Annotated in this window: 31 protein-coding genes and 1 riboswitch; of the genes, 4 read left to right on the top strand and 27 right to left on the bottom strand. The window is 34.9% G+C overall.

What is annotated here, in order from left to right:
* Window positions 1-451: 451 nt before the first annotated feature.
* The gene (locus CDOM16190_RS09400; protein ID WP_170020412.1) at window positions 452-1,288 is read right to left on the bottom strand and encodes a hypothetical protein; all 837 of its coding nucleotides are present in this window, start codon (window positions 1,286-1,288) and stop codon (window positions 452-454) included.
* A complete protein-coding gene (locus CDOM16190_RS09405; protein ID WP_170020414.1) occupies window positions 1,263-2,000 on the bottom strand; it encodes a hypothetical protein in 738 nt (245 codons plus the stop codon). Before CDOM16190_RS09405 ends, CDOM16190_RS09400 begins: the two co-directional genes overlap by 26 nt.
* 519 nt (window positions 2,001-2,519) lie before the next feature.
* Here CDOM16190_RS09405 and CDOM16190_RS09410 point away from each other — a divergent pair.
* The 3 genes from CDOM16190_RS09410 (at window position 2,520) to CDOM16190_RS09420 (ending at window position 3,379) form a co-directional block, all read left to right on the top strand.
* Complete coding sequence (locus CDOM16190_RS09410) at window positions 2,520-2,726, top strand: hypothetical protein (RefSeq protein WP_170020416.1); 207 nt, start codon at window positions 2,520-2,522, stop codon at window positions 2,724-2,726.
* A 72-nt stretch (window positions 2,727-2,798) separates the two neighbouring features.
* Window positions 2,799-3,026 (top strand): type II toxin-antitoxin system HicA family toxin, encoded by a 228-nt coding sequence (locus CDOM16190_RS09415; protein WP_169976153.1) that lies wholly within the window; start codon window positions 2,799-2,801, stop codon window positions 3,024-3,026.
* Entirely contained in the window at window positions 3,023-3,379 is a 357-nt protein-coding gene (locus CDOM16190_RS09420) for a type II toxin-antitoxin system HicB family antitoxin (RefSeq protein ID WP_170020418.1), read from the top strand. The genes CDOM16190_RS09415 and CDOM16190_RS09420 overlap by 4 nt, the downstream gene beginning before the upstream one ends.
* A 13-nt stretch (window positions 3,380-3,392) precedes the next feature.
* Here CDOM16190_RS09420 and CDOM16190_RS09425 read toward each other — a convergent pair whose 3' ends face one another.
* Both CDOM16190_RS09425 and CDOM16190_RS09430 read right to left on the bottom strand, forming a co-directional pair.
* Entirely contained in the window at window positions 3,393-4,484 is a 1,092-nt protein-coding gene (locus tag CDOM16190_RS09425) for a HigA family addiction module antitoxin (RefSeq protein ID WP_170020420.1), read from the bottom strand.
* Entirely contained in the window at window positions 4,474-4,779 is a 306-nt protein-coding gene (locus tag CDOM16190_RS09430) for a type II toxin-antitoxin system RelE/ParE family toxin (protein WP_170020422.1), read from the bottom strand. The genes CDOM16190_RS09425 and CDOM16190_RS09430 overlap by 11 nt, the downstream gene beginning before the upstream one ends.
* 471 nt (window positions 4,780-5,250) lie before the next feature.
* Here CDOM16190_RS09430 and CDOM16190_RS09435 point away from each other — a divergent pair, with 471 nt between their 5' ends.
* Complete coding sequence (locus CDOM16190_RS09435) at window positions 5,251-5,433, top strand: hypothetical protein (protein WP_169976145.1); 183 nt, start codon at window positions 5,251-5,253, stop codon at window positions 5,431-5,433.
* A gap of 316 nt (window positions 5,434-5,749) precedes the next feature.
* On the opposite strand, the gene CDOM16190_RS09440 is transcribed toward CDOM16190_RS09435, so the two are convergent.
* From CDOM16190_RS09440 to CDOM16190_RS09550, 23 genes are all read right to left on the bottom strand, one after another.
* Complete coding sequence (locus tag CDOM16190_RS09440; protein WP_170020424.1) at window positions 5,750-6,619, bottom strand: EamA/DMT transporter family protein; 870 nt, start codon at window positions 6,617-6,619, stop codon at window positions 5,750-5,752.
* 60 nt (window positions 6,620-6,679) lie between these two features.
* Window positions 6,680-7,264: a thiamine phosphate synthase gene (locus tag CDOM16190_RS09445; RefSeq protein WP_170020426.1), complete on the bottom strand. Its 585-nt coding sequence runs from the start codon at window positions 7,262-7,264 to the stop codon at window positions 6,680-6,682.
* On the bottom strand, window positions 7,257-8,390 hold the full coding sequence (gene thiH / locus CDOM16190_RS09450; RefSeq protein ID WP_502707528.1) for a 2-iminoacetate synthase ThiH: 1,134 nt from the start codon (window positions 8,388-8,390) through the stop codon (window positions 7,257-7,259). Before thiH ends, CDOM16190_RS09445 begins: the two co-directional genes overlap by 8 nt.
* Window positions 8,391-8,411: 21 nt before the next feature.
* Entirely contained in the window at window positions 8,412-9,185 is a 774-nt protein-coding gene (locus CDOM16190_RS09455; protein WP_170020428.1) for a thiazole synthase, read from the bottom strand.
* Window positions 9,182-9,376: a sulfur carrier protein ThiS gene (gene thiS, locus CDOM16190_RS09460; RefSeq protein WP_169976137.1), complete on the bottom strand. Its 195-nt coding sequence runs from the start codon at window positions 9,374-9,376 to the stop codon at window positions 9,182-9,184. The genes CDOM16190_RS09455 and thiS overlap by 4 nt, the downstream gene beginning before the upstream one ends.
* Before the next feature lie 25 nt (window positions 9,377-9,401).
* Window positions 9,402-9,501, bottom strand: a riboswitch (TPP riboswitch).
* Window positions 9,502-9,525: 24 nt separating this feature from the next.
* Window positions 9,526-11,781 (bottom strand): MMPL family transporter, encoded by a 2,256-nt coding sequence (locus tag CDOM16190_RS09465; RefSeq protein WP_170020430.1) that lies wholly within the window; start codon window positions 11,779-11,781, stop codon window positions 9,526-9,528.
* Window positions 11,778-12,299 carry a LolA family protein gene (locus CDOM16190_RS09470; protein ID WP_170020432.1) on the bottom strand — a complete coding sequence of 174 codons (522 nt, stop codon included), beginning with the start codon at window positions 12,297-12,299 and terminating at the stop codon, window positions 11,778-11,780. The genes CDOM16190_RS09465 and CDOM16190_RS09470 overlap by 4 nt, the downstream gene beginning before the upstream one ends.
* Window positions 12,296-12,721 carry an acyl-CoA thioesterase gene (locus tag CDOM16190_RS09475; RefSeq protein ID WP_170020434.1) on the bottom strand — a complete coding sequence of 142 codons (426 nt, stop codon included), beginning with the start codon at window positions 12,719-12,721 and terminating at the stop codon, window positions 12,296-12,298. Before CDOM16190_RS09475 ends, CDOM16190_RS09470 begins: the two co-directional genes overlap by 4 nt.
* Complete coding sequence (locus CDOM16190_RS09480) at window positions 12,721-14,340, bottom strand: glycosyltransferase family 2 protein (protein ID WP_170020436.1); 1,620 nt, start codon at window positions 14,338-14,340, stop codon at window positions 12,721-12,723. The genes CDOM16190_RS09475 and CDOM16190_RS09480 overlap by 1 nt, the downstream gene beginning before the upstream one ends.
* A 9-nt stretch (window positions 14,341-14,349) precedes the next feature.
* Window positions 14,350-15,906: an AMP-binding protein gene (locus CDOM16190_RS09485; protein ID WP_170020438.1), complete on the bottom strand. Its 1,557-nt coding sequence runs from the start codon at window positions 15,904-15,906 to the stop codon at window positions 14,350-14,352.
* Window positions 15,903-16,433 (bottom strand): COG4648 family protein, encoded by a 531-nt coding sequence (locus CDOM16190_RS09490; protein ID WP_170020440.1) that lies wholly within the window; start codon window positions 16,431-16,433, stop codon window positions 15,903-15,905. The genes CDOM16190_RS09485 and CDOM16190_RS09490 overlap by 4 nt, the downstream gene beginning before the upstream one ends.
* Complete coding sequence (locus CDOM16190_RS09495; protein WP_170020442.1) at window positions 16,423-16,668, bottom strand: acyl carrier protein; 246 nt, start codon at window positions 16,666-16,668, stop codon at window positions 16,423-16,425. Before CDOM16190_RS09495 ends, CDOM16190_RS09490 begins: the two co-directional genes overlap by 11 nt.
* A 2-nt stretch (window positions 16,669-16,670) precedes the next feature.
* Window positions 16,671-16,928, bottom strand: a complete 258-nt coding sequence (locus tag CDOM16190_RS09500; protein ID WP_170020444.1) for a phosphopantetheine-binding protein — start codon at window positions 16,926-16,928, stop codon at window positions 16,671-16,673.
* On the bottom strand, window positions 16,909-17,706 hold the full coding sequence (locus CDOM16190_RS09505) for a lysophospholipid acyltransferase family protein (protein WP_349644393.1): 798 nt from the start codon (window positions 17,704-17,706) through the stop codon (window positions 16,909-16,911). The genes CDOM16190_RS09500 and CDOM16190_RS09505 overlap by 20 nt, the downstream gene beginning before the upstream one ends.
* On the bottom strand, window positions 17,666-18,334 hold the full coding sequence (locus tag CDOM16190_RS09510; RefSeq protein WP_170020446.1) for a beta-ketoacyl synthase chain length factor: 669 nt from the start codon (window positions 18,332-18,334) through the stop codon (window positions 17,666-17,668). The genes CDOM16190_RS09505 and CDOM16190_RS09510 overlap by 41 nt, the downstream gene beginning before the upstream one ends.
* Window positions 18,334-18,753, bottom strand: coding sequence for an excinuclease ABC subunit A (locus CDOM16190_RS09515; RefSeq protein WP_170020448.1), 420 nt, complete (start codon window positions 18,751-18,753; stop codon window positions 18,334-18,336). The genes CDOM16190_RS09510 and CDOM16190_RS09515 overlap by 1 nt, the downstream gene beginning before the upstream one ends.
* Window positions 18,754-18,767: 14 nt before the next feature.
* Complete coding sequence (locus CDOM16190_RS09520) at window positions 18,768-19,223, bottom strand: hypothetical protein (RefSeq protein WP_170020449.1); 456 nt, start codon at window positions 19,221-19,223, stop codon at window positions 18,768-18,770.
* Window positions 19,224-19,235: 12 nt separating this feature from the next.
* On the bottom strand, window positions 19,236-20,459 hold the full coding sequence (locus CDOM16190_RS09525) for a beta-ketoacyl-ACP synthase (RefSeq protein WP_170020451.1): 1,224 nt from the start codon (window positions 20,457-20,459) through the stop codon (window positions 19,236-19,238).
* Complete coding sequence (gene fabG / locus CDOM16190_RS09530; protein WP_170020453.1) at window positions 20,453-21,166, bottom strand: 3-oxoacyl-ACP reductase FabG; 714 nt, start codon at window positions 21,164-21,166, stop codon at window positions 20,453-20,455. Before fabG ends, CDOM16190_RS09525 begins: the two co-directional genes overlap by 7 nt.
* Window positions 21,163-21,600 carry a hotdog family protein gene (locus CDOM16190_RS09535; protein ID WP_170020455.1) on the bottom strand — a complete coding sequence of 146 codons (438 nt, stop codon included), beginning with the start codon at window positions 21,598-21,600 and terminating at the stop codon, window positions 21,163-21,165. The genes fabG and CDOM16190_RS09535 overlap by 4 nt, the downstream gene beginning before the upstream one ends.
* Complete coding sequence (locus CDOM16190_RS09540) at window positions 21,597-22,763, bottom strand: beta-ketoacyl synthase N-terminal-like domain-containing protein (RefSeq protein WP_170020457.1); 1,167 nt, start codon at window positions 22,761-22,763, stop codon at window positions 21,597-21,599. The genes CDOM16190_RS09535 and CDOM16190_RS09540 overlap by 4 nt, the downstream gene beginning before the upstream one ends.
* Window positions 22,747-23,145 (bottom strand): hypothetical protein, encoded by a 399-nt coding sequence (locus tag CDOM16190_RS09545; protein WP_170020459.1) that lies wholly within the window; start codon window positions 23,143-23,145, stop codon window positions 22,747-22,749. Before CDOM16190_RS09545 ends, CDOM16190_RS09540 begins: the two co-directional genes overlap by 17 nt.
* A gap of 31 nt (window positions 23,146-23,176) precedes the next feature.
* Window positions 23,177-23,668, bottom strand: a complete 492-nt coding sequence (locus CDOM16190_RS09550; protein ID WP_170020461.1) for a 4'-phosphopantetheinyl transferase family protein — start codon at window positions 23,666-23,668, stop codon at window positions 23,177-23,179.
* Window positions 23,669-23,811: the final 143 nt, after the last annotated feature.

The following is a 23,811-nucleotide window of genomic DNA, read 5'->3' on the forward strand; positions in this document are numbered from 1 at the left end:
TTATTTGAATTTCTTGGCAGTGCCAGAAATTTACTAATACAAATAATTAAGGTCATATCTCTTTTTTTATAAAAATTCTTCCATCAAGAACTGATTTATACGCCCCATCTCGTCTCGAATTATTTACGCTTTTGGCTACTTTTCGCAGATTATCGTAGTGTTTTTTATTTTTAGAGAAGATGTTTTAATCCATAAGAGCGATATTTAGAACTCTGTCTTAGTCCATACTACCTATACATATAAATTCGATTATGTTGTCCATTATAGGTTTTCTTTTAAAAATGAAACCATATACTAGCCTTGCCTTGCCATTCTATAGAAGGCTTTATCGGTATCATAAATCTCATCTACCTCTCATTATTCCTCTGCTTTGATTTTTCTAATCAAGGATTAGCCTTACTCTGCGTATTGCAATTTTAGTTAATAGTGAAATAAGAGATAAAAGAGATAACTATTTCCTCTTTTTGCCTCTATTTTTTTGAAAAAGTGGGTCGTTTTCTATCTCTTTTTTGATTCTATTCTCGTATTCGTAGTATTTTTCGGTTTTAGGTATTTTTCCTTGCTTCATCAAAAGTAAGGTTAAGTCGAAATCTTTGTCCTCACTTGTCATCCAGATGAACTCTATTACGTAATCTGTTATTGCTTTTGAGTTAAAGAGAAAGCGATATACGAATCTGCCCATATTAACTAAAGCATCAGGACCATCTTTAAGCCAATAATTTTCACCATCGAAGGTCTTGAAATCAAGTTCTTCTGCTTTATTCTTTATGACTTTCTTTACTTTGTCTAAATCATAAATATCATCTTTGATTAATCTTTCCTCGTCTAAAACAAGCCTTATTCCTCTTTTTGCAGTATAGTTGTTCTCTACGAATTTATTAAATTCTATCTCTTTTTTAATTCTATTCTCGTATTCGTAGTATTTTTCGGTTTTAGGTATCTTTCCTTGCTTCATTAGAAGTAAGGTTAGGTCAAAATCCTTATCCTCACTAGTCATCCAAATAAACTCTTTTACGTAATCCGTTATCGCTTTAGAGCTAAATAAAAAACGATACACGAATCTGCCCATATTAACTAAAGCATCAGGACCATCTTTAAGCCAATAGTTTTCACCATCGAAAGTCTTAAAATCAAGCTCTTCCGCTTTATTCTTTATGACCTTCTTTACTTTAACTAAATCGTAAATGCCTTCCTTAACCAATCTTTCTTCATCTAAAACAAGCCTTACTCCGCGCTTGGCATTGTATTTAGGTACTTCTATTTCATTTTTGTTTTCGGATATACTCATAGTACTTCTCTGTCTTATGCATCTTTCCATACTTCATTAAAAGCAGTGTCAGATCAAAATCTCCATCCTCGCTAGTTAGCCAGACAAACTCTTTAACATTATCTGTAACTGCTTTAAGATTGAATAAGAAGTGGTATACGAATAGTGCCATATCCGCTAAGGCTCGAGGGCTATCCTTAAGCCAATAGGTTTCTCCGTCAAAGGGTTTAAAATTAAGCTCTATTGCTTTTTGATCAATTTCTTTATAAATCTCTTCTAAATCATAGAACCCCTCTTGTTCTATCTTTTTTTCGTCTAGAATAAGCTTTACTCCACGTCTAGCGGTATAATTATTTTTTACGAATTTATCGAATTCTATCTCTTTTTTAATTCTGTTCTCATATTCGTAGTATTTTTCCGTTTTAGGGATTTTTCCTTGCTTCATTAAAAGCAGTGTCAAATCAAAGTCTTTATCTACACTGGTTAGCCATATAAATTCTTTTACGTTGTCGGTAACAGCTTTAAAATTAAACAAGAAGTGATATACAAAGTGTGCCATATCTGCTAAGGCTCGAGGGCTATCAATTAATCTATAAGTTATGTTGTCAAATGTTCTAAAATTAAATTCTTCCGCTTTTTCTTCTATCGCCTCTTGTATTTCATCCCAGTCATAGATACCCTCTCTAAGTATCTTTTCCTTGTCTAGTACTAGCTTAACTCCGCGAGAATCCATTTTAAATCTCCTTGTTGTTCGCAGTGGATTTAAATCTCCGCTTTTGAGGATGATGCCTGATTTTGACTTTGGGGATGCTGAAGCTAGTTTCTATTTTTTAAATACTATACTGCTCGTCATACTCACTGCCTTGGTATTTATTAGTTAATTGTTCTAAACTATTGATTTTTCATAAATTTTTAAAGGATTGTGAAAGTTGTTTTAAGCTTTTAAATTTATTTTTAAAAAAATGCTAAAGAGGGAATGAAATTTTGGCATATTTTAGATAACTAATAAAAGGATTGATTTGTATATTCAATCATCTCTACATTATTCAGGGGGTAAAAGCAAGTTCACTAAATTTGTATCTCACGCACTAAAATCCTATATATTGTGAGTCTTTTGTAGCAGAGTGGACGTAGTCATAATGTAGATAAAGTGGCATTAAACGACTATAGTATGACCATTTACTATTTTGGAAATGCTATCTTAAATAGCACAGAAAATATAGAGTGATTACGCAAAAACGATTATATAAGCTTGGAGCGATACGGCGGAGATAAGAGCGTGCATAACGCTATCTTAACGGCTAAAGGGCTTATAGTGCTTAATCAAACTCCTTCAAATTTAAAAGAGAGCGAAACGATACTAACTAAACTTAAAAAGGCGGTATCCATTTCAAGCGAAGAGGCTATAAAATCGGTTACTAATAGCATATTAAGCCTAGCTGTCGGGGCTTTAAAGTGAAATAACGGCGCGGGTTTTATCTTGTTTTAATTAATAAGTGTGTATATTTATGTGTATAAATAAGGAAATTAAATGGGAAGCTTGGATAAACTTATATCAAAACTAGCGAATAATCCAAAAAATGCAAGCTTTGAAGATTTGCAAAGAATTTTAATAAATTTCGGCTGGGAATTAGAGCATGCAAGAGGCTCGCACCATAAATTTAAAAAAGACAAAGATAGCATAATAATCCCTAGACATAAGCCTATAAAAGAGGTTTACACTCTTGCTGTTTTAGAAAAAATAGGAGCTAAAAAATGAAAAAAGACCTTGAATACTATCTAAATTTGCCTTATACCATAACCGTTAAAAGACTTGATGACGGCGATTATTACGCGCAATATGCCGATTTAGGGCTTACTAAAAACAACCTAATGGCAGGATGGGGAGAGAGTGAAGCGGAGGCGATAAAAGAGCTTAAAGAGGCTTTTGCGTGCTATGTAGAGGGCGCTTTAAAAAGCGGAGAAAGCATATATGAGCCTATAAAAGAAGATGTAAAAGTGCGCATAAATTTAACCATGCCTAAATCAGTTTTAGAGGCAATCGATCGCGTAAGCTCAAACCGCTCTAAATTTTTAACAGATGCGGCAAATTTAAAGCTAGCTAGCATTTAATAGTCGGACTAGTTTAATTACTAGCCCAAGTATATCTATCTCTGAGTTTGTTAAGCTTATAATCTCCAAACTCTATGATTTTATCATGCATTAGTCTTCCTACTACAACAGATGGTAAAACATCTATATTTTTTGCAAATTTCTTAATGTTGTCAGCAGAAAAATCCTGTTCTTTTAAAAAAATTGTATATTCTTTTTTAGGGATTAGAAAATCGCTCGAAAACTCATTAGCTTCCGCTTCTTGTTTTGTATCGTCAACATCATTCTCCAAAAAAATATCTCTTTTTTTATGCAATAAAATATGTCCAACTTCATGGAAAAAGCTAAACCAAAAAATATCACTATAACTTCCTCTTAGAGTCATGGATAATATCGCCTTTTTACCATCATCAACCCAAAATGTAGCCCCATGTATTTTTGTTTTTTTAAAATTAGGAAGCCATACAAAAGCAATCCCGCAAGATGCTAATATATCCTTAATTAAAGACAAAGCCTTATTAATATCCTCTTTAGCCATAATCCCTTTTATTTGAGGCAAGCTGTCCTTTAGTTTTTTCTTATCAAATGGCTCTGTTTTTATTTCTTTAGCTTTTATTGTGCTAGCTTGCATCCAAGAAGCAATTGCTTCAGGAGAGATATTTGAATAATCTTTTGCAACTCTAAAAGCCGGATTATATGTGCTTATACCGTTTATTGCCGATAGTCTTGAAACAGCAAAAAAGTTTTTTAGCTCGGCAACTCTCTCAATCATATTCTTTGTGCCCTTAACAAAACCACTGCTTGCTAAGTCTGAATAAGGAAAATTTTTAACAAGGTTAGTTTCTTTCTCCATTTGTTTTTGCTCTTTTTGCTTTGCTAAAACCATTTGGTATTCACTCTCTAGCCCTAGCCAAATATGAGACGGTATTTTTAATACGTTTTCAAGCTCAACAGCTGTATCCGGAGTTATTGATTTTTTGCCTTTAATGATTTCATTTATAGTTTGTGTCGGTCTGCCTAACCTTTGAGATAACTCTAGTTGTGTCATCCCCATATCTTCTATTACTTCACTCAAAAACTCTCCCGGGTGTATTGCCAAATCTGATATGTAATTATTAGTCGCCATAATGCTTACTCACTTCCTCTATTTTGGCTATATCTACATTACCATCGCCATCATTAGTAATAATCAGCCTATAAAATCCATTTAAATAAATGGAATACTGCCCCTCTCTATTTCCTGTTAGTTGATGAAATCTAAGCGGTGCTATTAAACATAAATCTTCAAAACATTTCGCACTTTTTATAATATTCACTCTCGTAACATAACGCATTGCTACGTCTATACCATACGCTTTAATTGCCTCTTTTGATTGTTCGTATTGTTTTTGTAGTTTTTTTGTTTTAAAGCGTATTTCCAAAATAGCCCTTTTATTATTCACCTTTAGGGTGAATAATAACCTATATTATCTTATTAAAACATAAAATAAATTTTATTATTTTTGATAAGTTTCAGGCATCTTAAGCTCTCTTAGTATCTCTTCAAGCTCGTATATAAGTTTGATTTCAATCTCATCTGAAAAGTTTTGCAGGAATTCAAAGCGATAGAAAATTTCATAAAAGTGCGTAATTTTAGAGACTAAGAACTATTTTGTTTAAAATCAAACTGCCTAAAATTCATTTTACATTATTTTACAAAATTTTACATTACCTTTTACAAGTTTTTAAAAGCCTTTTAGGTGGGTTTTAAATCACATTTTTTAATACTTTACTTATGATACATACTTCAACTTCATTATCTGAACCTTTCATAGTATTTATTGATACTTTTAATATAGAGCACATCGAGCTTGACGACTTTTGAAGCATATTAGCTACAATAGCCCACAAACTTGGCAGTAGCATCAGCTATAATCCAAACCGAGAGTATCGGTAGCTTAAATTTCACACAAAAGGAAGTCAAAAGTGCAAACAGAAGTCAAGCAAAAGGAGTAGCGAAGATAATGAAAAAAGATCGATTAGCTCAGGCGAAAGTAGCCAAGCAGTTAATTTTTTTCATCCTGCAAAAAGTATGAGCCAAAAAGAGCTTTACATTCGAAAGAACGGATTATGGGGTGCATTAATAAAGAGCGAAAAGGATTTAATTTATAATTTGCATCACGACAATACAGGATATGGTTACTATAAAAAGAGGTTTTGTTTTACACTCTTGATTATATGATTGAATTTAGGGGTCTCTTAAAAATAATAGATATACTATAGTTGACTTCTTTATTATTTTTTGATATTATCGTGTTCAAGTTTTTTTGAAAGTATCAAAATATAGAGTTTTGAAGGCATTTTAATAGATTTTGACCTCGGGCATCATATATATTGATTAAAAATCCTTGTTTATAACAACTGCTTCTTTTCATAATAAGCTATTATCTTATTATGTACTAAAAGTGAGATGTATATAACAACTCCGCCGATGATAAGGCGCGCAAGGTCTGCGTCTTTATGCCAAAATACCAAATTCACGATAATGGCAGCAGGTATGAGTGCGTTATTCATTATCGCTAAAGTGCCGCTATCAACCTCGCATGCGCCTTTGTTCCACATAAAGTATCCAAGCCCGCTAGCGCCGATACCAAGCCAAAGAAGCACTAAAGACTGCGTCATATCAAGTGAAATTTTCTCGAAATTTCCAAATACACCAAACGCTACGCCGGTTACCGCGGAAGCGCCTACAAAAAACCAGCCAAAAAGCCCCTTTTGCTCGCTAAATCCCTTGCTTTCAAGCAAAAATTTATACGCACTCTGTCCGACACCAAAGCATAAATTTGCGCCTTGAACCAGCAAAAATCCAAGCCAGAAATTGCTATTTACACCACCGTATTTGATGATAAAAGCACCAAAAACCGCAACCGCAACGCTAAGCAGATAAAGCGGGCGCAAGCGTTTGGCAAAAAGATCATAAACCACGCTTACGTAAAAGGGTGTAAATATCGTAAAAAGCGCTACTTCAGGCACACTTAGATACAAAAACGAGTTGTAGTAAAACATATACATAGCCCCGATTTGAACTGCGCCTATGAGTGCGATCTTGGCGTATATGGCGGTGTTTTTCGCCTGAAATTTCATAAACGGCAAGAAGACAAGAAGCGCCAAAACAACGCGTGAAAATGCAGCAAAATAGCTATCAACCATGCCTGCTAAAAACTCGCCTATCAAACTGAAACTAAAAGCCCAAAGCAACGTTACAAAAATAAGTTTATTCACCGATTATCCTTCATAAAAATTTTAAAATGATAATAAATTAGCCTTAAACCTAGCTTCCAGCTAGCCTTGATCAAATTTCAAAAACTCCCTCATCATGCAGGCTCCGCTAGCTCCGGCGTCTTTTATCTGGCTTAAATTTTTAGCATTTATCCCACCGATAGCGTATGTCTTGATGTTTAAATTCGCACAAACTTCTTTTAAAAACTCAAGTCCTTTAGGAGGTTCGCCTTCGTGGCTTTTGGTTTTAAAGATATGTCCTACTACTACATAGTTTGCACCTAAATTTTGTGCCATAATGGCTTCATCAAGATAGTGAACCGAAACTCCGATAGTTAAATTTGCGCTTTTAGCTAAATCTCGTTTGTTTTTTGACTCATTAAATTTCACAAATTCACCAAAAGGAAGGTGTAAATTTTTAACTCCAAGCCTTAAAGCAACATCTAAATGCGTATGCAAAATGAGCTTAGTCTCAAAATTTCTAGTTATTTTTAGCACCTCTAAGACTAAATTTTCATATTCACACTCGCTTAAGTCCTTTTCTCTAAGGATGATAGCATTTGGCTTTTTTTCGCTAACTATACGCGATAAATCGCCTAAAAAATCACTGCTTAAATGGCGATTTGTGACGCAAATAAGCTCAAACATAGATGTGATTGCTCATCACGGGCTGCAGATTAAGCGCGCGGATATCGGTATAAATTTCATCCACTCCGCGAGTATCGTCTATCTCAAACTGCTCATCGCCCTTTTTAGAGGTATCAGAGTGAGTACCGACTCCAACGCTAACGCCCGCTGAAATTTTACTCGCGGCCACTTTTATGATCCCGTTTCTAAATTTCGCACTTTCGCGCGTTGAGATCGTGATATTAGCAAAAGGAAGAAAAATTCTATAAGCGCAAATCACCTGAAAAAGGCTTCTTTCGTCAACTTCGCCCGCGTTTACTTCGCTTTTATTTTTAGCAGGTCTTAGCCTAGGACAGGATATAGCGATTTCTGCGTGCGGGTATTTTTGCTGGATAAAATTTGCATGAATCGCCGTTGCAAAGGCATCTTTTCTAAAGTCATCAAGCCCAAGCAAAGCCGCAAACCCAACGCTTCTCATACCGCCCATAAGCGCTCTTTCTTGAGCGTTGAAGCGATAAGCAAAGCTCATCTTCTGCCCGCCGATATGAACCTGCGCGTATTTTTCGGGGCTATATGTCTCTTGAAACACTATCACGTAATCCACGCCGCATTCGTGCAAGTAGGCGTATTCATCGGAATTTAGCGGGTAAATTTCAACGCCAACGTTGCTAAAAAGCTTTGAAGCCTCCTTACAAGCCTCGCCTATATAGCTTAGATCACGCTTCTTAGCGCTCTCGCCCGTAAGTATAAGCACATCTTTAAGCCCACTTTTTGCGATATTTTTAAGCTCTGTTTTTACTTCGTCTATCTTTAGTCTTAGGCGCGAAATTTTATTATGCGAGCTAAATCCGCAATAAACGCAGTTGCTATCGCAAAAATTTGAGATATAAAGCGGGGTAAAAAGCTCGATACTGTTACCAAAATACCTCTTCATATCACTTTGAGCGCGAGCCGCCATCTCTTCTAGAAAGTCGCCTGCCGCTGGGCTTAAAAGCGCACGCAAGCCCTCTATATCCACTCGCTGCATCTTTAGCGCTCTTACTACATCAGCCTTGCCGTAGCGCTCGTATTTGTAGCCCTCTCTAAGGCTTAAAACGCGCTGCATCAGGCTTTCATCTATGCGCTGCATGCCCTCCATATAGCTCATCACGTCAAAATTTTTCACATCCTACTCCAAAAATCCGCTCAGCGGACTAGATGCTCTTGCTATTTCGCTCACCTCGCCAAGCCCGGCTAGATAGGCTAGTCTACCCGCTTCAATAGATAGCGCAAAAGCTTTTGCCATAGCACGCACATCACCCGAAGTTGCTATGGCAGTATTTGCCATCACGGCAGCACAACCCATCTGCATCGCCTCGCACGCCTGAGAAGGGCTTCCGATGCCCGCATCAACTATCACAGGCAGATCTATCTCGTCTATTAAAATTTTTATAAACTCGCGAGTGGCAAGCCCTTTGTTCGTGCCAATAGGCGCGCCAAGAGGCATCACGCAAGCAGCGCCTGCATTTACAAGATCGCGCGCTACGTTTAGATCAGGATACATGTAAGGCATCACGACAAAGCCCGAATTTGCAAGCTTTTCCGTCGCTTTTATCGTCTCATAGTTATCAGGCAGCAGATATCTGCTATCTTTTATGCACTCGACCTTAACGAAGTCGCCACAACCAAGCTCGCGCGCAAGTTTTGCGATACGCACGGCTTCATCGGCGTTTCTGGCTCCTGAGGTGTTTGGCAGGATAGTGATATCCTTTGGGATAAAATCAAGTATGTTTTCGCTTCCGCCCTCATTTACTCTGCGAAGTGCGAGAGTAACGATCTGAGCCTTTGCATCCTTTATCGCAGCCTCAAGCAAAGTTAAAGAAAACTTGCCAGAACCCAAGATGAAGCGAGAACTAAATTTATGCCCGCCAAGCTCTAAAAAATCATCATTAATATCCATCATCCACCACCTACAAAGCAAACTATCTCGACTCTATCCCCGTCATTGAATTTAGAGTCAAATTTATCCCTCGGCAAAATCTCACCATTGATTTCCACAGCCATATACTCTTTATTGAATCCTTTTTGACAAGCGAATTCATCGACACTTTTGCCGATGAAGGCACTCTCGTCTTTGCCGTTTATTATTAGCATATTTTTTCTTTTGGGTTAAATTTGCATCAGAAGTAGCGCATCTTCCTACGTCGGCATTATCCGCTTCAGGTTTAAGGGTCTAAGGCCTGCGCCTAATCTCAGCTAACGCTCCCCTGATACATGCGTGATTATACTTATTTTTTCTAAATTTACGCAAGCTTATTTGGCTGTCTTGACTCCATCTTCACGCTTAAAATACTAGCCACCAATGCGTAAAAAGCTATACTTAAACTAACGCAGAGTCCAAATAGACTTATGGCGTTTGTCGAACTAAAAAAGAGCATAAAGAACGATATAAAGCTGGTTAGCGATGCAGTAAGAATCCCAAAAATACGCTCGTTGCTCATTAAATCTTGATTCATCGCAAATATCATATAATCAATTCCAACAGCGCTTGCCAATATGAACCCAAATACGACAAATATGTTTATATGAAAACCAAATATAATAAATGCGCACAAAATTATAAGTACGCCAAGAGTAATAAGGCTCATTACAATAAAAGCTTTGGTAAAACTAAAAAATAACCATAAAACCATAAAGGCTAGGCAAAATGCGGCTATCTTTAATATCACCGCAGAGTATTTTGCTTCGGTAAAATTTTGATTTAGAGCATCTACAAAATTAACACTAAAGGCATTATATTTAGCTAAAATCTCGTTACTTTGATTATTTTTTATAAATCCATCGGCATATATTACGCTGCTTTTATTCTCTAGCATAAATTTTTTAAATTCTCTTGCTAAATCGCTACTTAAAATTTCATCTATACTTAGCGTATTTAGATTAACAATCTTCTCAAATTCGGCCCGTAATAGCTCCTCATCAATGCCTAAGCTTTGATAAAAACCGGATATTTTACTATCGGTTTTAGCTTTTTTAAATAGCTCTTTTATACTGTCTTGTTCCGTTTTGCTTAAAAATATTTTTGAAATTGACGAGTAATCTTGAATCAATTTTGCATATTCAAGCTCTTTTATCAAAGCTCTTTCTTTAGCTATTATGTCCTCGTCCTCTCTAACGACTATCATTGAATTTGAGACGTTTGTGCCTGTTATATGTGCGATTTTTACGGAATCATCAAGCAAATTTTGCGGAGAATTAGAATAATCTCTAATATTATCACTCACAATTATTTTAGAAAAATTTATCATCAAAAACGAAGAAGAGATAATAAATAGTAATATTAAAAATTTAAATCCTATTTTCTTTGACAATAAAATGCAAAAACTATGAAACCATATCAAAATTTTACTAAATCCAATACTCTGTGAAAAAATTTTGCCTTCCAGCAATAAAGGCAAGCAAAAATATGTGAATAAAAACGCCCCAAGCAATGTAAAAAATGAAAACACCGCAACCTGTCTTAATAATTCAAGAGGAGCCAATATAAATACCACATATCCACTCATAGTGATAAAAAGACCTAGTAAAAAAATTTTTAGCATACTTTTTATACTGTGGCTTTGTATCTTTTGATTTTTAAATTTACCAAGCCAGTGAAGTGCGAAATCAAACATAAGCCCAACAAGACTCGTGCTAATAATAACCACCATAACATGAAGCTGATCAAACAATAAAAGTGAAGTGCAAAATCCGCAATCAAATCCAAAAATAGCTATAAAAACGATATTAAAAATTGAGAAATTTCTAAAGGCAAGCAGTAAAAATAGACTAGTAAGAGCCAAAGAAATAAGACTCATATATAAGCTCTCTTTATCGGCATCCATCTTTGCAAAAGCCCCATAAAGCGCACCGGAGCTTATATATGTTTTATAATTTTTAATACTAGATTGCGCTTTTAACTCTTGATAAAATTTAATAAGTTCTTTTGGATCGTAATTTGGTTTCAAACGTGCTTTTACGAGAAAAAAATTGCCATCTTCGCTCTTAATCTCAAGCATCATATCGCTTATATTCAATCTTATTTTTTCATCAAACATACTTGAGTGAGTCGCAAGTGCGAAAAAATCATCCCTTGCGCTTAAAGGCCTAAATATAAATTGATTTAAAAAACTTTCTGCACTCTCTTTAAAAAACTCATCAGTCTTATTTATAATTTTATCTACGGCAGATCTATTTAATAGAGCTAATTTTAAACGTCCAAGGTCATCTAAATATTTTTTTGTATCGATATCAACAGTAGCGCTAAATTTTTCAAAAAGTCCGGTTTTATTAGCCAAAATTTCCGTGCTTTTCATAAACCCTTTCGAGTCTGAAACAAGTAAAAATTCATTTGACAAATCATCTTGCATAGATTTTAATACAAGCTGTTCATTTTGATTATCTTTAAAATTTATAAGAGAAAAAATATCGGTTTCAAGTCGGTTTATATTCACAAAAATATAAAAAACGGATACTAAAAAAATAGAAGCAAACAGTATAAAAATCGAGATTTTTTTCATCTTATGTCATAAAATTCATTTATCGTCTTATCACCGCTAACCTCAGCCAATTCGATTTTTTCTACAAATTTATCTCCAAATACTGATATATAAGAAAAAATTTGCCTAAATAAAATATTTTTTGGCTTTAGATCTATTTTCCAGCCATTTTGAAGGCTTAAAATTTGGATATCAAACTCTTTTTTAAGCTCATCCAGATCAAGTTTAACGATTGACAAAAAGAGCTTTTTATCAAAATTTTGTCCTATTTTTACTAAACCCTCACCTCTTTGCTCAAAAATTCCATCCTCTCCTATGATAACTTTTGCATTAATAGGCTTTAAAGTGTGCCAGATAAGCTCGCTCTCTTTCAAAGAAAAATTTCCATAGCTCTTAAAAGCATTAGGAAATCCGACTAAAATCTTAGTTTGAGTGAAATTTCCATCTATATTTTGAGTTTTTATATTAGCCCTTATATCCTCAGCGCTTATAGCAAAAAGGCTGATTGTAGTAGTCAAAATAGCTAATAAAATTTTCATTCCGAACTCCTTTTAAGGTACTTTTCGACAGCTTCCTTAAAGCTATCCGGCATAATAGTACAAGTCTCTTTATTTATCATATCTATAGCGATTTGTGAGGTGTTTGCAACGCTTATCTTCTCTTTGGTCTTATGATTTTTAATTAGATAAGATATCTTTAAAAAGCTTTCAAAATCCACCAATCTAGCTTCCACCTCAATCTCATCTGCGAAAAATACAGGCCTTACATATTTGATATCAAGTTTTACGATAGGAAAGGCAAAGCCATCTTTTTTCATGTTTTCGTAGTTATAGCCTATCTCGTCTAGCAGCTCGCAGCGTGCAGTCTCTAAGTATTTTACATAATTGCCGTGCCATACGACATTCATAGAATCCACATCAAAAAATTGAGCTTTTATTATAGTTGTTTTTGAGATTTGCACTACTGCCTCCAAAAATCATAAAAGTTAAACCACTGCTCGGGAGTCTGCTTGCAGCGATGCTCTAGCTCGCTTACATAATTTTGCAAATAAGGCTTAACGCTAGTTGCTTTATCCCTCGAAAGCTTTATCCCATCTGCTATCTTAGTAAATTCTATCCTAAATTTATCGTTTATCTTTTGGCACCAAAGAGAGCTTATTTTTACTCCCAGAATACCGGCTATTATATATGGGCCGTGATTAAATTTAGCCTCTTTTCCCAAAAAGCTTATATTTGTAAACTTATCTCCGTTTATCGGCACGCGATCTCCCATTATACCTATATGAGTTCCGCTATCTACAATGGTTTTAAGCTCTAGCATAGCTCTTACGTCAAGCTCGTTTACAAGCAGTATTCGTATCTTTTCCCCACTTATCTCGTTTATGATATCGTTAAATTTTCTAACATTCTCGTCATATGCCAAAATAACCATTTCAAAGCCATCCACACCAGCAGCTATTTTTTTACAAATTTCGATATTGCCAAGATGGGCGGTTAATAAAATTTGACCTCTTTTTGCCCCTATTAGCTCGGTTTTTATATATTCTAAATTTACAATATCAAGCTCTTGAAAGCCTATTTTACCCTTCCATGCGCGAAATTTATCGCAAATTGCAACACCGAATTGATAAAAATTTCCAAATACGCTTGTATTTTTTAGCACATTTTCACCCGCAAAATTTGCTAAATTTAGCCTAAATTCTTCTATGCTATCACGCTCTTTTTTAGAAGTAAGATAGTAAAAAAGCACAACTATCTTGATCACAAAATTTAGTAAAAATGCCGGCAGATATTGAGTTAAAATCAATGTGAGCCTTAAAAAAAAGCTATTTGACTTCTCGTTCTTCTTCCACCACAGCTCACTATTGTTTTTAGAAACAAATCTCTGAAAGATAAATTTAGGCAGAGAAAAAAATCCTCTAGCATGCATAAGACTTATCATTGCATTATCTCTAAGCATTTTAAAATGAGATATTCCACCTTCTTCATAGCTCACTTTTATATCTATCCACTGAGTTTTTAGCCCGCATCTATGTGCGTTTACAAGGATTTCTATATCAAATTCCATCCTGTTTGTCTTGCTTCTTCTTACAGCCTCTTCTATCTCTTTAAGCGGATAGATTCTAAAGCCACACATCGCATCTTTTATCTCAAGACTTAGTGTATTTATAGCCACCCAAAAATTTGTGATCTTTCTTCCATAAACCCTTGACTTTGGAGCAGTATTGTCATAGACGGGGTTTGCACATATTATATCTTTAGGAAATTTCTTACTAACCTCTAAAAATTCATCTATCATGCTTACATCATGTTGAAAATCGGCATCAACCTGAAGCACGTGAGTAAAGCCATTATAAATAGCGAATCCAAACCCATCTTTCATAGCAGCACCCTTGCCGCCATTACTCTTACGCTCCAATAGCAATATATCTTTAATCCCTTTTAAAACCTCTTTGCTTGCTTCATCTGAGCCATCATCCACGATAATAATATCAAGCTTATAAGCTTTTAGAGCCTCTATTAACTCATTGATGCGCTCTGGATGATTATAAAATGGTATCAAAAAGGCGTATTTGCTCATCCAAATTTCCTAATAAACAACTCTGCCCATAGAACATTTTTCATCATTGCAAAAGATTTCAAAATATACTCTATTCTCTTTTTTCTCTATAAATATATCAAGTCTATCGTTTGGACGAACAAATTTGATAAATTTTAGATTCTCTATCTTTGACGCACCGCTTAAATCTATGCCTATTGACCTTGCAAGCTCGAAAACAAAATCAAGCTGCATAAAACCAGGAATTAGAGGTAAATTTGGAAAATGATGAGTGAAAATTTCAAGCTCCACACTCATAATAGAGCTAAATTTACTCTTGCCGTCTTCTAATATCTTATGCTCCCACTTTGGACAAATACTTCTAAACAAAACATTTGCAAACTCATGTTTTGCAAATTTACCTTGAGAATTTCTAGGTAGGCTATCAACTATCTTAAAATACCTAACGCTATTTTTAAACTCATTTTTAAGGATATTTGAAAGCTCTGCTACTACACCCTTTTTACCATGTCGTCTAAATTTATGTATCCCGTTTTCATTTAATACCAAAAGTGCAGCTAGACGCTTAAAATTTGGATGTATTTCGCAGTAGCAATCGCTTAAAAGTCCGCTTTCAAAGAGTTTTTTTTCTATACTCTCAAGGCTTACACGCTTATCGTTTAGTTTTACTATACGATCTATCCTTCCTTTTAATACAAGTCTATTTCCGTTAACCTCTGCCCAGTCATTGCTTTGAAAAAACTTACACCAAGGAGAGCTGATGCCAAGGGCTTCGCGCTCATCAAATTTAGTCTTAACCGCATCAAACAATCTAAGTCCGTCGCCAAAATTTCTAGCCACTACGCCTGTTTCGGTACTACCGTATATATCGACTACCTTTGCATCACAAAGCCTATATAGTTCATCTCTAAGAGTTTTTTTTAGCTCAGATCCCGCGCTTATTATCCACTTTAGCTCTCTTATCTCGCTTGATCTTGGGCTTTGGATAAGCGCTTGAAGTAGTACCGGACTGGTAATAAATATATGATTTTTAAGATTTAGTTCAAGTATTCTCTCGGGATAGTTCATCTCTTTAGAAACAACTTTTGCACCAAGAATGATTGGCAAAAAGACCTTATATGTAAGCCCAAACATATGCTGGTGAGAGACGCTTGAGAAAAATATACCATCACTCTCAAAGCCAAATTCTTTAGCCAAATAATTTGATTCTGCTATCATATCGGATAGTTTTTTTTCTATCCTTTTACTCTCTCCGCTTGAGCCAGAAGTCTTTAGAAAAAACTTACAATCCTCGTTAAGTAAAAAATCTTCACTGCAATCACCATTAATATAGCTACCAAAATTCTCACTATCTACATGGCTCTTATCACCGCTAAAAATTGGCTTTGGTAAAATATCCGGCGAAAGTCCCGCCATCATAGAGCCGAAAAAGGCTACGCAAAATTTAAAGGTATCGCTTAGATAAATTTCAATCTCATTTATATCTTTTTCTTTTATATTTTTTGCAAATTTTAAGGCATTTAGATATACGCTCCTATCGTCATCCTCAAATCTGAAATTTTGCAGCTTACTACTAAATTCTCTCATACTTTTAAAACAATCTTTCTATATAAAATTTCACCGCCAAATAGCACTCCCATTATCATATAAGATACAACTCCGCTATAAAGACTCCAATAAATTTTATTCTCCATTAATGATAATAAATATGCGATTAGAGCGTTTACCACAAAAAATCCACACCAAATTTTAGTTAGTTTTCTTGTGTATATTACGCCATTTTGATCCAAACTTGGCTCTTTTAGCCTTGCTATATTTGTTATTATGGCCTCGTTTCTTAGGCTATTTGCAAAGATGGCCAAAAACAAAAGACTCATTAAAACAGGGTATAAAAATGCTAGATCACTCCCCCTAAAAATCATACAAAGCATAAAAAAAACGGCTATAAAAAAGCAGATATATTTAAATTTTCCACCTTCAAAAATTCCCCTAATCGCCCATAAAATCGCAAGCAGACCCAAGATCCATATACTTAAATCCCTTGCGAAAAAAAGAGCAAAGGGATAAATAACGCTAAATATCGTAAGGATAAATTTAAGCGCCCTAAGCTTCAAATTTCTTAGCCACCGCTTTTACAATATCATCAAGGGTTTTTACATTCTTAAAATCCTCGGGCATAAGCCTATATCCGGTCTTTCTCTTGATATAATCAATCATATCTATAGCATCTATGCTATCTATCTGCAAATCTTCGTATATGAGCGTCTCTGGCTTTATTCTGTCCTCTTCTATTTCGAAAAGTTCGGTCAAAGCATCTTTTAAAATTTGAAAAATATCATCTCTTGTCATCTTTATTTCCTATTTTCAAAAATATATTTCGTAAGCGTCTCAACGCTATAAAAAATCTCTTTTAAATTTGCCGTTTTAGAGTCAAGTATAAGCCCATATCTCTTTTGAACCGCAAGTCCAAGCTCCAAAGCATCGACACTATCAAGGCCTAGACCATCATTAAAAAGTGGTGCACTCTCATCTATATCGCTAGGCTTCATATCCTCTAAATTTAAGCTATCTATAATCAGCTCTTTGATCTCATTGATTAAATTTTGCATCTTTAAATTCCTCCTTGTAAATTTCACTCATATATAAATGCAACTCCCTAGCCCTTATTGGATCTGGTTTTTGACTTTTAAAATCCTCCAAATTCAGGCTAAAAAGCTCCTTAAACTCATATTTTATCACAACATCTGGTGTCTTATACCAAGGCTCTTTTTTTCTAAGACTTCTTGGATACATATTTATAGCTATCGCAACGATCTTTTTAGATCCTTTTACAGCTATATAGGCCGCCGCCTTATGAAAAACTATCTCGTCTTTTGTTCTGGTTCCCTCTGGAAATATTATCAGGCTTTCGCCATTTTTCAGAGCATCTACGGCTTTTTGCAAAAGCTCTTCATTTTGGGTATTTGGTATATAGTTGCAAGCCTTTATAGCGGCAAACAAAAATATATTTTTGCCAAGCTCTCCTTTAACAACACAATTTGCGCGCCTAACTCTAGATATCAAAAATACTACATCTAAAAGCGAAGGATGATTCGCTATTATCATCTGGGCATTTTTTCCGAGCTTAGTTTTTATCTTATATTTATAATCAAGATAGCCAAATACTCTCGTAATCTCTATAAAAATCTTCCACGAGAACCAAACTGTATCGCGGGCAAAATTTTGAATAAACTTGAGCTTATTCAATTTAAAAACCACAATTGGTATAAAAAGCATATTTCCAAGCATGCATATAAGCCCAAAAATAGCAAATAGCGTGCCGGTAATTAGCTGCTTAAAAAGGCGCTTAAGGTTCATAGTCCCATTGCCAAGTCGAACTATTATCACTACTTTGCCAAGATGATTTTTTAGATGGATCAAAATTTTGTAAAAATCTGATCAGTAAATTTTCATCATTTTTACTCTGTTTTTCTAGTTTAGCCAGTCTTAAATTTTCACCCTTACTAACTATAAGTGCCGCCATACAAGAGGCTGAATTCTCCATATAATAACTTTGCTTGATAGCTTCATGATATGCTATTACAAGCACTTTATCGACACCTTCGTTAAAGTACAAACTAGCTTCAATTAAAGCATATTCAAGAGGTGCAAAGGCTGAGATGGCCGAAATTTCACTATTGTTTTTCATGCTTATACTAAGCAGTGAAGAAAGCGCGTTATGAACCGACAAAGAAAAAGATGTAGGGGACATAAGCTCATTTGCGGCAAGAGTTTTTTCTAGCTCAAAGCATCTATTTATCTCTCCTGCGTATGAGCTAAAAACTACCGGAATATCAAGAGTTTTAAACTCCTTCGTCAGATCAAATGCACATTTTGCAGCCTTACTTAATCTGCGTCTTTCAAGTGGAGGAATATGTGAAATTTCAAAACCCCTATTATATCTTAAAAGAGTAGTATCTTCAAAATCATCAAAAACAATAGCGTCAAAAAAATTTATACCAAAGCTTAAATTCATTACTTAGCTATATCACCTCTTAAAGTTACTCCTGCCATCAAAGCGCCGGCACCACACTGAAACTGAGTTTTTGAATCAAAAGGCTGTTTTTTATAATATCCTGTAATATTTATCACCTTAGTTCCACCCTCTCTTACAGCTCTTTCCTGAAAAGTTTTAAGAGCTGATAAAAACGCCCACTCACAAGCCTCTTGATCGCTTTTATTAAAAGCATTTGTCTTTTTGTTAGACATTAAATCTTTTTGCAATATTTGCCCCTTGCTTCCTGAGCCAAAACTAAGTTTTATATTAGGATTTAGTACTTTGATAGCTTTTGGTGAAGTTAAAAGATTATCTATAGAAAAATAAAGCACTTCATCGCGGGCGCTCAAACTAACCCCCAGTGCCAAAACGGCAATTGCTGTAAAAAATTTATTCATATTATCTCCTAAGTTTAGTTTTTCAAATCGGCTTTTAAAGCAACAGTAGTCTTTGTTCCACCTACTGCACATTGAAATTTATCTTTGCTATCATAAATTTCATCTTTAAAATTTCCTTGTATATTTACTATATTTTTAGATCCGTTTTTTTCGGCTACCTTTTGTAAATTTCTTAACGCAGCCAAAAATGCATAGTGGCAAGACTTGGTATAATCGATTTTTTCTTCTTCCTCTTTATAGTTGTTACTTGACATCTGATCAGGTTTATCTCTAAATCTTATCGTAGAACCATTAGCCTTAATAGATTTAAACTCCCCATGATACTGCTTAGAAAACTCCATTACAAAATCCGCCCTTACATACTCCGAAGCTCTTTTTAAATTTAAAGCATCAGCTATATTGTGATAAAAGATCTGATCCTTTCCAAGTGCGAACACGCTAAATACCGCTAAAATAACAAGCTTTTTCATAGACATCTCCTTTTAATTGATTCTTTTAAATATCAAAGAGGTATTAACCCCGCCAAATGCAAAGTTATTACTCATCACGAAATTCGTTTTGATAGAGGTTTGCTCTTTTAAATAATTAAGCTTAGCACACTCGCTATCTACGTTTTTTAAATTGATAGTAGGAAAAAAATGCTCCTCATTCATCATCATTATGCTAAATATAGCTTCAAGTCCACCGCAAGCGCCAAGAGTATGGCCTAGATAGCTTTTTAAAGAACTGATTGCTATTTTATCCCCAAAAAGCTCATTTGTGGCGTAGCTTTCCGCTATATCTCCATGCTTTGTAGCAGTGGCGTGAGCATTTATATAACCAATTTTTTCAGGATTTAAATTCGCATCCTTTAGTGCAAGTATCATCGCACCCTTCATAGTTTCGCTTTGAGGACGAGTTACATGTGTACCATCGCAATTTGAACCAAACCCGACAACTTCTGCATAAATTTTTGCCCCTCGTTTTAATGCACTCTCTTCACTCTCCAATAAGAGCATTCCGGCACCCTCACCCAATACAAGCCCATCTCTATCCCTATCAAAAGGAGATGGAGACAGCTCAGGAGTTTGATTTTTAACACTTGTAGCGTAAAGAGTATCAAACACATAAGCCTCGCTAGGACAAAGCTCCTCCGCACCACCCGCTAGCATCATATCTATCATTCCATATTTTATACTCTCATAAGCATATCCGATCGCGTGAGAGCCGCTAGTACAAGCTGATGAGGTAGGTATAATTCGGCCCTTTAAAGAGTAAAACAAAGCAATATTGGCAGCCGTGGTATGCGGCATCATTTTTATATAGGTGTTTGCATTGCAATCGCTTGATCCATCTATCAAAAGCTGAGCCATAGACCTTATAGAGTCAGTCGATCCTGTCGAGCTACCACAAGCCACTCCCAACCTGCCATCTTTTATACTCTCATCATCGATTAATCCCGCATCTTTTAGCACTGCCCCTGCCGCCTCTACACTATATCTTGATACGGTTCCCAGGCTTCTTAACTGCTTTCTATCCCACTCTTTTGGATGCTTGTAGTTTATAATAGGGGCGGCTAGTCTAGTGTTTAAATCGACAAATTTATCCCACTCTTTCATATACATTACGGCATTTTTTTCGGCTTGAAATTTTTGCTTTATCTCACTCCAACTCTTGCCAAATGCGCTTACCATTCCTATTCCGGTTACAAAAACCCGTCTCAACACAATCCTCCATTTACTCCAATAACCTGCCTAGTTATATATGCCGCATCTTCGCTTAGCAAAAATTCTATCAAAGGCGCTACTTCACTAGCCTTACCAGCCCTTTTTGCAGGAATCATTTTTAAAATTTCATCCATAGGCAAATTTTCATCTGTCATATCAGTTTCTATTAGTCCTGGGGCTACGCAATTAACGGTGATATTTCTTGATGCAAGCTCTGTGGCTAAAGCCTTTATTGCACCTATTATACCAGCCTTACTTGCAGAGTAACTAACCTGCCCACGGTTACCTATGATGCCTGAAACAGAGCTAATAGCCACTATACGGGCCGGCTTTCTTGTGCGAACCATAGGCAAAATAATTGGCTTTAATACATTATAAAAGCTGTTTAGATTAGTATCTATCACATCAAACCAATCATCTTCCTCAATTGCCGCAAAGGTATTATCCCTTGTAATTCCGGCATTTAAAACCACACCATAATAAACCCCATTAGCCTCGATATCTTTTTCAATACTTGACCTAGCGGCCTTAGTATCGCTGACATCAAAAACTAGGCTCTTTAAATTTAACTCATTTTGCAAATTTATCAATTTCTCGCTCTTGCTTCGGCCATGTAAAACCACATCATATCCAGCTTTTTTAAGCCTTCTTGCTACTGCTTCGCCAATGCCTCTACTAGAGCCTGTAACCAATACTCTCTTATTCATCCAAAAACCTTTTGCAAAAAATCATCATCAGGACTTATGACATTTAAACTAGCCCTTGAGCCAAGTATTCCATTTACATAAAGCTCACAATCATAAACGCCAAAGCCGCTATCATCTTGAATCGAGCAAACAGATGTGATCTCAATCTCATCTCCAATGCTTAAGAAAGGGATAAACATCTCAAATTTTCTACTTCCAAGCAAAAAACCAAGCCCTGATTTTTGACCCACTGCTTCACGGGTTTTAGAGTCATATATACCAAGAGCTTGAGCCATAATCTCAATAGCCTTATACATTTCGATCTTACCATCTCTTAAAAAAATATTATCCTCTTTAATAACACTTCTTGTCTTAATTTTTCCTGGTCCAAATTCAACCACTTCATCTATCATAACAATTTTTGAAGCGTGAGGAAGGTGATCTGATATACTCAATTTACTCTCCTAAAAACTATAGCGGCATTATCTCCACCAAATGCAAAAGATAATGACATTGCAGATTTGACTACTGCTTTTTGTCCAAATTTTACTAGATTTATTGGACAAATGCTATCATCATAATTTCCATCATAAATATGAGGTGGCAAAATACTCTCATCATTTTGACAAAGCATAACACAAACGGCACTCTCTATCGCACCTGCAGCGCCCAATGTATGTCCTATAGATGGCTTTATAGAGCTTGAAAATACATTTGGCATTATGTCATGCACGACTTTAGCCTCGACTTGATCATTGGCTATAGTGCCGGTACCATGCAGATTTATATAATCCACACTTGATAATTTAGCTCTATCAAGTGCACTTTTAACGCAAATAGTCTGCATTTTAGCACTAAAATCCGGCTGTGTAGTATGAAATGCATCACAGTTTGAATACTCAGAAGCTACTATGACATTTGAAATTTCATCTCTACTTACCAAAAAAAGAGCTGCACCCTCTCCTATATTTATACCGTCACGATTTTTTGAAAACGGATTGGTCTCCTTGTCGCTTAAAATTCCAAGCGAATCAAAGCCATTTATCGTAAGAGTATTTAAGCTATCCACACCACCGCAAATCACCGCATCGCAAATATTAGCCTCTATAAGCCTTTTTGCTTGCATTATAGCCTTAACTCCGGATGTGCAAGCAGTAGATATTGAAAATATAACAGAATTTAAGCCATAGTAATAAGCTATAAACTCGGATGGATTCACAAGTGTATTACGACTAATATTAAATTTCTTAGCATCAAAGAATCCTGTCTTCGCATACTCTTTAAAAGTCTCGTAATTTTCTTCGACTCCACTAGTCGTAGCACCTACAACTACACCAATTCTATTTTTACCATATTTTTTAATAGCTCTTAATATAATATCGTTTATGTCGTCAAGAGCAGTTAATATCAACGAATTTGTACGTGTTTTAAAATGTTCTGGCGTATCTTTATTAAAATTTGCAAGAGAAGTAGTAACCATACCTAAAATAAATTTTTTGTCCTCTCTATAACTACTGCTCACATTTAAAAATCTCTTACCGCTTTGTAAATTTGCTATATTTTCATCGCTATCTTTACCTGCCGCACTAATTATAGAGGGTCTACTTATATATATCAACTACTCTCACCTTAAAAATTTCATTATCTATTAAAATTATAGACTCGGTATTATTAAATTTTATCATATCGAGCACTTTAACAAAAAGCTCGTTATAGGCTTTTTTTGGTGGTAAAAAACCTATACTTTCAAATTTACCATCATATTTTAAGACACGCCTTGCAAGAGGTGTTCCCAATGAATCCAACATGGTAAAATTATAATCCTCATCAATATGAGATACATAAAGCTTATTTAATCCACTTTCAGCAACTATCTCAAACATTACACTATCAAATTTTGGCAAATTAGGACTTCTAAATTTATCAACACATCCAATAAAAAATATACACAGAGTAAAAAATATAATATTTTTTATTTTAGAATATATGTATATTTTCATCTATAATAAGTCCTCTATAAATAATTTTTAACTATATAAATTTTAAGATTATATCTTTTTTACCTTTAAAAACAATAGAGATAATATACTTATTACTAATTAAAAAACTCTTACATATATAGCTTTTATAATTTAAAGAATTAATCAATCTTAGCTCTGAAAAACCTAAATTTTCAGCCTTTAGTATGGCTTCTTTTACTGTATAAATTTGATAAAAAGTATTAGTATTTTCTGATTTTTTATATATATTTAGCTCATCTTCTGTAAAACAAAACTCACAAATAGAGCTAAAATTTCTTTGTTTTATCTCTTCTATATCGAGTCCGAATTTTCCTTTTCCAAAAAGCACTCCTACACATCCATCCTTATGACTTATACAAAATTTTGAACGCTTCTTAAATCTACTAATTATCATACGCGAAATAATAAATTGATTTGATATTTTTATATTAAAATATCTTTTGGCCTTTCTTATACTCTTTCTATCCGTAAGCTTTAAAACAGGCTTAGTATAATTTTGCAACGATATACATAAAGTTAATGCATTTTTCATTAAAGTTATTAGATCTACCTCGTTTTTTAAGCCATAATCATACAGAAAATGATTTCAAATATTTATTGTTTTATATTTTATCCAAATTTTCCCTTATAACCTGATTTATCTTC

It is taken from the genome of Campylobacter sp. RM16190, assembly GCF_012978835.1.
Lineage (GTDB): Bacteria > Campylobacterota > Campylobacteria > Campylobacterales > Campylobacteraceae > Campylobacter_A.

What these genes read in the sequence shown, in the direction of transcription:
- thiS (WP_169976137.1), bottom strand. Translation starts at nt 9,376, where the DNA reads ATGCTAATAATAAACGGCAAAGACGAGAGTGCCTTCATCGGCAAAAGT.
- CDOM16190_RS09480 (WP_170020436.1), bottom strand. Translation starts at nt 14,340, where the DNA reads ATGAGCAAATACGCCTTTTTGATACCATTTTATAATCATCCAGAGCGC.
- CDOM16190_RS09470 (WP_170020432.1), bottom strand. Translation starts at nt 12,299, where the DNA reads ATGAAAATTTTATTAGCTATTTTGACTACTACAATCAGCCTTTTTGCT.
- CDOM16190_RS09420 (WP_170020418.1), top strand. Translation starts at nt 3,023, where the DNA reads ATGAAAAAAGACCTTGAATACTATCTAAATTTGCCTTATACCATAACC.
- CDOM16190_RS09495 (WP_170020442.1), bottom strand. Translation starts at nt 16,668, where the DNA reads ATGACAAGAGATGATATTTTTCAAATTTTAAAAGATGCTTTGACCGAA.
- CDOM16190_RS09500 (WP_170020444.1), bottom strand. Translation starts at nt 16,928, where the DNA reads ATGCAAAATTTAATCAATGAGATCAAAGAGCTGATTATAGATAGCTTA.
- CDOM16190_RS09510 (WP_170020446.1), bottom strand. Translation starts at nt 18,334, where the DNA reads ATGAATTTAAGCTTTGGTATAAATTTTTTTGACGCTATTGTTTTTGAT.
- CDOM16190_RS09400 (WP_170020412.1), bottom strand. Translation starts at nt 1,288, where the DNA reads ATGAGTATATCCGAAAACAAAAATGAAATAGAAGTACCTAAATACAAT.
- CDOM16190_RS09515 (WP_170020448.1), bottom strand. Translation starts at nt 18,753, where the DNA reads ATGAATAAATTTTTTACAGCAATTGCCGTTTTGGCACTGGGGGTTAGT.
- fabG (WP_170020453.1), bottom strand. Translation starts at nt 21,166, where the DNA reads ATGAATAAGAGAGTATTGGTTACAGGCTCTAGTAGAGGCATTGGCGAA.
- CDOM16190_RS09455 (WP_170020428.1), bottom strand. Translation starts at nt 9,185, where the DNA reads ATGATGGATATTAATGATGATTTTTTAGAGCTTGGCGGGCATAAATTT.
- CDOM16190_RS09545 (WP_170020459.1), bottom strand. Translation starts at nt 23,145, where the DNA reads ATGAAAATATACATATATTCTAAAATAAAAAATATTATATTTTTTACT.
- thiH (WP_502707528.1), bottom strand. Translation starts at nt 8,390, where the DNA reads ATGAGCTATATGGAGGGCATGCAGCGCATAGATGAAAGCCTGATGCAG.
- CDOM16190_RS09520 (WP_170020449.1), bottom strand. Translation starts at nt 19,223, where the DNA reads ATGAAAAAGCTTGTTATTTTAGCGGTATTTAGCGTGTTCGCACTTGGA.
- CDOM16190_RS09405 (WP_170020414.1), bottom strand. Translation starts at nt 2,000, where the DNA reads ATGGATTCTCGCGGAGTTAAGCTAGTACTAGACAAGGAAAAGATACTT.
- CDOM16190_RS09445 (WP_170020426.1), bottom strand. Translation starts at nt 7,264, where the DNA reads ATGTTTGAGCTTATTTGCGTCACAAATCGCCATTTAAGCAGTGATTTT.
- CDOM16190_RS09415 (WP_169976153.1), top strand. Translation starts at nt 2,799, where the DNA reads ATGGGAAGCTTGGATAAACTTATATCAAAACTAGCGAATAATCCAAAA.
- CDOM16190_RS09425 (WP_170020420.1), bottom strand. Translation starts at nt 4,484, where the DNA reads ATGGCGACTAATAATTACATATCAGATTTGGCAATACACCCGGGAGAG.
- CDOM16190_RS09465 (WP_170020430.1), bottom strand. Translation starts at nt 11,781, where the DNA reads ATGAAAAAAATCTCGATTTTTATACTGTTTGCTTCTATTTTTTTAGTA.
- CDOM16190_RS09485 (WP_170020438.1), bottom strand. Translation starts at nt 15,906, where the DNA reads ATGAGAGAATTTAGTAGTAAGCTGCAAAATTTCAGATTTGAGGATGAC.